The organism is Paenibacillus sp. 01L418, assembly GCF_056400045.1.
This window is the reverse complement of record NZ_JBFTSN010000380.1, coordinates 1-6,199: the sequence shown is the minus strand read 5'-3', so window position 1 is coordinate 6,199 and position 6,199 is coordinate 1. Positions and strand designations below refer to the sequence as shown.

The following is a 6,199-nucleotide window of genomic DNA, read 5'->3' as shown; positions in this document are numbered from 1 at the left end:
GCTCCCAAACACGGCGAGGAAAAAAACATTGGACAGCGCATGCGCAAGATCAAAATAAAAGCTTTGAATGTAGGCAACAAAAATCAAATTCCAGCTCAGCGCGTCCGGCAATCCGATGATAAACCAAATATTCATAATCCAGCCAAACAAGAAGCCCCATCCAAAACCAAATACGAGCAAGCCGGTCTTTGTTTTGATGAGCCAAGTATTTCGCAGCCACCCCGCGCTAGCCCCGATCATCCCCCAGCAAAACATTTGCCATGGCGTCCACGGGCCCTGACCTAGAAAGATATTCGATACGACTGCAGCTATTGCGCCGATAATGAAGCCCAATTCAGCTCCAAACACAATCGCAGCAATAATGATCACGAAGGATGTGGGCTGAACGCTCGGCAGCGGCGCAAACGGTACGCGGCTAATGGCCGCAATGGCCGCCAGCACAGCAAGGATAACAATCTCGCGCGCTTCGATCTTCCGTCTCTCAAACCTTGCAAAAAAAGGAATCATCGTGACAAATAGCAGCACGATACTTAGCATTAAATAATGATCATCGGAAATGGCAGAGGATAAGGCCATAGCTGCGATGAACAGTCCAATGCTGGCAATGAACCAGAGCTTTATTTTGCCCACGTTGCAATCACATCCTCTGTCGTCAGCGCTTCTGGCAGCCATTCACGCACCGTTCGATTGATGGCTGTTGTGTAAAAATAATTAGTACCAAAAAATTGCGCCGGCTCCGACTCAGCAGATATTGCTCCATCAAACAGCATCGCGCAGCGCGTTGCATGCTCGGCAGCAAATTCAATATCATGTGTGACCATGACTATGGTTTTGCCTGCATGGCATAACTGCTGCAGCAGCTCCGCTGTTCGCTGCTTGGCTATGGGATCAAGCCCCTTTGTCGGCTCATCCAAGCATAGAACATCCGGCTCACCAAGCAGCACTAAGGCTAACGCCGCTCTCTGCTGCTCTCCTCCGCTCAAATCATAAGGATGCTTCGGCAAAATAGAGGAAATCTGCAGGGAATCGACAACCTGAGCTATTTTCCGATCCCGATCATCGAGTTTGGCGTAATCCGCCATTCGCTGAAGCTCCTCTTCAACTGTATCGTAGCTAAAATAAAGCAGTGGATTTTGCGCCAAATAACCAACTTTAATCGATTTATCCCGCTTCAGCTTGCCTCGCTGCGGCTTTAATAATCCGGCCATCATTTGCAGCATCGTTGTTTTTCCAGCCCCGTTGCCGCCAAGCACCGCCAAAAACTCATGCTTGTACACGTTAAGCGACAGCTTCTTCAACACCTCTGCACTCGCTTTTTCGTATTTAAACGTTATTTCATCACAAGCAAGCAGCCATTCCTTTTTTTCGAGCTCGCTGCTTTCGTTGATTACTGAATGATTTGCGCCTATTGTATGTACGCCGAAAACATTGGAGAGCCACTTCTTCCCTTCACGCACGGTAAGCGGAATTTGATTTGCTTCTGGTAGGCTGCCAGCCTTCTGGGCAGATAGAAACAGCTTCGTAACGGAAGGCAGGTATGGCATTTCTTTCTGCGCTGCATCAACACCAACGAGCCGGCATAGCTCTCTCGGCGGCGCGTCGTATTTCACTTTGCCTTCCTCCAGCAGAATGATTCGATCTGCAAGTGGAATAACATCCTCCAGCCGATGCTCGCTTATAATAACCGTCATCGACATTTCCTGATTCAGCCGATAAATAAACTGCAGAAAATCTCGCGCCGCTACCGGATCAAGCTGAGAGGTGGGCTCATCTAATAGAAGCAGCTTTGGCTGCAGCAGCAATACTGAAGCAAGATTGATCAGCTGCTTCTGTCCCCCCGATATTTCATGAACGGATTTGTTAATCAGCTCATCCAGCCCAAAGAAATGGCTCATTTCGGCTAGTCGTTTACGCATAACCGCTTGCCCATAGCCGACATTTTCCATGGAAAAAGCCAGCTCATGCCATACCTGATCCATCACAATTTGATTTTCAGGGTTTTGAAACACCATGCCGATCTGTTCAGCCGCCTCGACCGCAGGCAGTTCCTCTAGCAATACACGATTATACTTAATGGTGCCTGAGCGTTTCCCCGTAGGCTGCGTTTCTTTTTTCAAGTGCCGAAGCAGCGTCGTTTTGCCGCAGCCGGATGCCCCACAAAGGACGACAAAATCGCCTGGCTTGATATTTAAAGTAATGTTATCGAGTGCTGCAACCGTTGATTCCGGATAATGGAACGTCAATTGATCAACCTGAATTACTTCCATGACCTTCTCTCCATTTCTTCAAGTACGACTGGTGTTAACAGAAAGGCGCAATAGCAAGCGTATGCAATGCCTTCCCCCCTATGAAACTGCATTGTTTCCAGACGCGGGTAAATAGTAAGCACACCAAAACCTTGCATCCAGCCCCAAATGCATACTAGTGCCATTGCTCCAAGAAACAATAGAACATACCAATCTCTACGATCCATACGATAGATGACATAAGAGCTTCGTTTAGCTGCGCCATACCCTCTAGCTTTCATAGAATCAGCGGTCTGAAGCGCCTCCTCCAAGGACCAGGTCAACAGCACACGAACGAGCAGCATGCCATCCTTGCTCCGTTTTTTCAAGCTGCCTTCGAGAATCGAAACCCCTTTTATTCGTTGAACCGTAGTAATTTGATCCAGTCTCCGCAAGAAAAGCGGTACGAACCGAATCGACATCGAGGTTAGCAGTGCAGTTCGCGGAGCGACTCGTGAAAATAAATACATCCATTTCTCCGTCGTAACAATCTGCTGAAACGATACAAAGGCTAGTAAAATGCACAATAAAGATAGCATCATCGTCACACCATATAAAATAGCTTCCAACGTGATCGGCTGATCCATAAAATAAAATAAAATATGCCGCCCGCGATGAGAAAACAGCGGGTTAAGAACAGCAACTAAACCGCCCATTAGAACATAATAAGGAAGCAGCTTAAGCAGCCGCTTCCCTTCGCCATGAATGACAATAATTACCGTAATCGCAGCAAGTGACGTCAATAAGAAAACAGGATGAAATAAGAGCATGCCGAATGTAATGACTCCTGCATAATAACTGAAGCTCGTAACCGGATGTACCGAACCGAACGCACTATTCATCGAATTTTGCTCCTATATCCTCGCCAAGATCAGTCGTGTACAACCATTCAATAACATCACCTTCATTAACCTTGTAAACCCCGGCGCCCTTGTTAGGAAACTCACCGTTTACTCGGTACATCCAGCCGCTCTTCGCACCCAGATCGAATTCGTAAATATTATCGATGCCTTCGATATAAGCACCGCCTTTAACACCTCTGTATTCCATTTGTATTTTGTTTTTTCTCGTAATTTTCTTCAATACATCTAGAACGGTATCGTCCTTCTTGAACTCTACGGCTGTTGGTGCAAGCACCGTTCCCGTATCTTTGTCCGCGACAATTGAAATCGTAACCGTCTGCATAGGATTCGGCGTTGCAACAGGCGTGACGGGCTTCGCTGTAGCCGCACTGTCTGTTTTGGTTGGTTTCGCAGAAGTAGTAGGCTTCGTTTTTGGATCATCCAGTTTTGGCTCATTTGTCTGCTTCGGCTTCGGGGAAGGCGTTGCTTGCTTACCGCCAGCGTTGTCGGTTGCCTTCGCGTTATCTTGATCTTTATCTTCGCTAGGCAACTGCGTTGCCTCTGCCGTTTCTGATGCTGAAGTACTCGTTGGCTGCTCATCAGCGGCTTTCTCCGCTTCTTTTCCCACTTGTCCTTCGTTGCTGGTTTGCACTTGATTGGTATTGGAATTAACGCTTTGTGCCGGACTGGCACAGCCAGCTAATAAACCAATAAACAGCCATAGGATGATTAAGCTTGGTAACCATTTCTTGTAGATCTTTGCCATCGTCTCTTTTCTGCTCCTTTTTGTCTCATTCACACAAACCTTAACAATAAAAAAAAGACCCCCTTCTATTAGGGGATCTGCATGCCGAATGTAAGAATAGCAACCGTATATAACTAAAATATATGATGCGTCCTGCAAAACGATTACGCCTCCACATTCTTTACCCCCGAAGAATGAGAAACAAAATAAAAAAGGCAGGTTTCCTGGCTTGTGCGTCAACGCGATTCTCACACCTTCCCATCCTTGAATCGGACAGTGGCATTTGCAGAGAATCACTCTTCACATACAGTGGCGGGACCGCGCCGGCATTGAACCGGACTTCCCTATTAAGCAAACAAAAGCATGCTTTTGTTTGCACCTTCTCTATTCAATTATGCGATTATTTAATCAATCATATCGGGATTGCTGGGGTTTGTCTATATGGGATTTGAATGATTCGATCGCAAATAGCAGCTGCATCCTCTTGATCATGGGTGACGAACATACACGTAATTTGGGCTTTGTGAAGCAATCGCTTCAGCTCCTCCCGAATGCTTTGCTTTAAGTGTGAATCCAAACTGCTAAATGGCTCATCCATCAACAGCATCAAGGGAGACGGGGCAAGCGCACGAGCAAAAGCAACACGCTGCTGCTGACCGCCGCTAAGCTCATGCGGATAACGCTTGACGAAATCATTTAACTGTATCAGCTCCAGCATTTCATCCAGCCGTTTGAATCTATCTTTTCTTGATAATCGATGTAAACCAAATAATATATTTTGACCGACAGTCAGATGAGGAAACAACGCATAATCCTGAAACACCATGCCTATGCCGCGCTGCTCAGGCTGAATAAACTGCTGATCATCTACTAAAACCCTGCCGCCAGCGGCAATACGTCCCGAGGCAGGAATCTCAAGCCCGGCAATAATCCGCAGCAGCGTGCTTTTCCCGCAACCGCTTTGACCAAGCACTCCAACAACTTCACCCTTCTGCATTTGCATCGTAAAGTTTTCCAATACACTCTTTTTCCCATTGTCATAGCTAAAAGAAACGTTAGTCAGCTCAAAAAAGTTCATCTGGATTTCTTCTCTCCCAACCGATGATAAACAAAAACAGTTGCCATTCCCACCGTGATTATGAATAAAGACGGTACCGAAGCTTGATGAATTTGCTCATCGCTTGCATATTGATAGGCTTTTGTCGCTAGCGTCTCAAAATTAAACGGGCGCAGCAGCAGCGTCAGCGGCAGCTCCTTCATAATTTCCATAAAGGTAAGCAGGAAGCCTGCTAATATGGATCCTTTTATTAAAGGCAAGTCAACTTTGAAGAAGGTAGCAGTCATACCGATGCCGAGCGTTCTGGAAGCTTCAGAATAACGATTGCCTATTTTATCAAATCCCGCTTCCACCGCATTAAATCCTACACCAAGGAAGCGGATTACATAGGCGAAAATAAGCATTACGAGCGACATGCTGAGTACGAGCTTGCTCGATCCAAAACCTAACCATGAATAGACGCCGCTTAATTGATGGTCTAGGGAAATAAACAAAGCAAGCACGCCAATGGACAAAACAGCACCCGGGATAGAGTAGCCCATTAAAATTAGCTTTGTTGCTGCAAGCGACAAAAGCGATCGATTCAGGCTCCGGCTTACATTGGCGACAATAACTGCAAGCAGCATCAACACGGTAATCGCAACAATGGAAACCAAAAGCGTGTTTGAGACGAGCTGCGCAAATTTGCTGTTCAATACATCTTGATATGTCCATGTCGCCCAAACGAGGAGCTGAACTACTGGAATAGCGAACGAAAGGGCAAATATAACCGTGCTCACAAAAATAGCAGCAGCTGTCCCTAAATAGGATAACTTCCTTCGTTTAAGCGGATTAAGCTTGCTTGTCGCGGAATGATACATTTTTCGCCTGCGAAGCAGTCTCTCCATAATAAACAATCCAATAATAGCGCTCATTAGGAGCGCAGATAATCTCAGGGCAGAATCAACGTCATACATACCAAACCATGTTTTGAAAATCGTTGCAGTAAACGAAGCAATGCCAAAATGTTTTGTTACTCCAAAATCATTCAGTACCTCAAATGCGACGAGGCTGGCTCCGCCGATAATTGCAGCCTGCGACAAAGGCAATACGATTCGGAAAAAGATATGAAGCTGCCCTTTGCCGAGCAATCTTGCGTTTTCTATGAAAGCTGCGCTTTGCTTCTCCATAAAGGTTTTGGTCATCAAATAAATGTAAGGAAATAAAAACATTGAAAATATGAAAATAGCGCCTTTCATGGACAATATATCAAAATAAGCTTGGTTAGGGG

The 6,199-nt window shown here is 46.0% G+C and carries 6 protein-coding genes and 1 riboswitch; all 6 genes read right to left on the bottom strand.

From position 1 onward, the window contains the following. On the bottom strand, positions 1 to 630 hold a 630-nt coding region (locus tag AC1DSE_RS28185; protein WP_477528556.1), incomplete at its 3' end, for an ECF transporter S component. Further along, positions 618 to 2,267 (bottom strand): ABC transporter ATP-binding protein, encoded by a 1,650-nt coding sequence (locus tag AC1DSE_RS28180; protein ID WP_477511733.1) that lies wholly within the window; start codon positions 2,265 to 2,267, stop codon positions 618 to 620. The genes AC1DSE_RS28185 and AC1DSE_RS28180, both read right to left, overlap by 13 nt. Further along, positions 2,258 to 3,127: an energy-coupling factor transporter transmembrane component T gene (locus tag AC1DSE_RS28175; RefSeq protein WP_430054306.1), complete on the bottom strand. Its 870-nt coding sequence runs from the start codon at positions 3,125 to 3,127 to the stop codon at positions 2,258 to 2,260. Before AC1DSE_RS28175 ends, AC1DSE_RS28180 begins: the two co-directional genes overlap by 10 nt. Further along, positions 3,120 to 3,893 (bottom strand): DUF4430 domain-containing protein, encoded by a 774-nt coding sequence (locus tag AC1DSE_RS28170; RefSeq protein WP_477511732.1) that lies wholly within the window; start codon positions 3,891 to 3,893, stop codon positions 3,120 to 3,122. Before AC1DSE_RS28170 ends, AC1DSE_RS28175 begins: the two co-directional genes overlap by 8 nt. Before the next feature lie 176 nt (positions 3,894 to 4,069). Further along, positions 4,070 to 4,270, bottom strand: a riboswitch (cobalamin riboswitch). Positions 4,271 to 4,284: 14 nt separating this feature from the next. Then, the gene (locus tag AC1DSE_RS28165) at positions 4,285 to 4,950 is read right to left on the bottom strand and encodes an ABC transporter ATP-binding protein (protein WP_441881663.1); all 666 of its coding nucleotides are present in this window, start codon (positions 4,948 to 4,950) and stop codon (positions 4,285 to 4,287) included. Next, on the bottom strand, positions 4,947 to 6,199 hold a 1,253-nt coding region (locus tag AC1DSE_RS28160), incomplete at its 5' end, for an ABC transporter permease (protein ID WP_477528555.1). The genes AC1DSE_RS28160 and AC1DSE_RS28165, both read right to left, overlap by 4 nt.

What these genes read in the sequence shown, in the direction of transcription:
- AC1DSE_RS28165 (WP_441881663.1), bottom strand. Translation starts at nt 4,950, where the DNA reads ATGAACTTTTTTGAGCTGACTAACGTTTCTTTTAGCTATGACAATGGG.
- AC1DSE_RS28175 (WP_430054306.1), bottom strand. Translation starts at nt 3,127, where the DNA reads ATGAATAGTGCGTTCGGTTCGGTACATCCGGTTACGAGCTTCAGTTAT.
- AC1DSE_RS28180 (WP_477511733.1), bottom strand. Translation starts at nt 2,267, where the DNA reads ATGGAAGTAATTCAGGTTGATCAATTGACGTTCCATTATCCGGAATCA.
- AC1DSE_RS28170 (WP_477511732.1), bottom strand. Translation starts at nt 3,893, where the DNA reads ATGGCAAAGATCTACAAGAAATGGTTACCAAGCTTAATCATCCTATGG.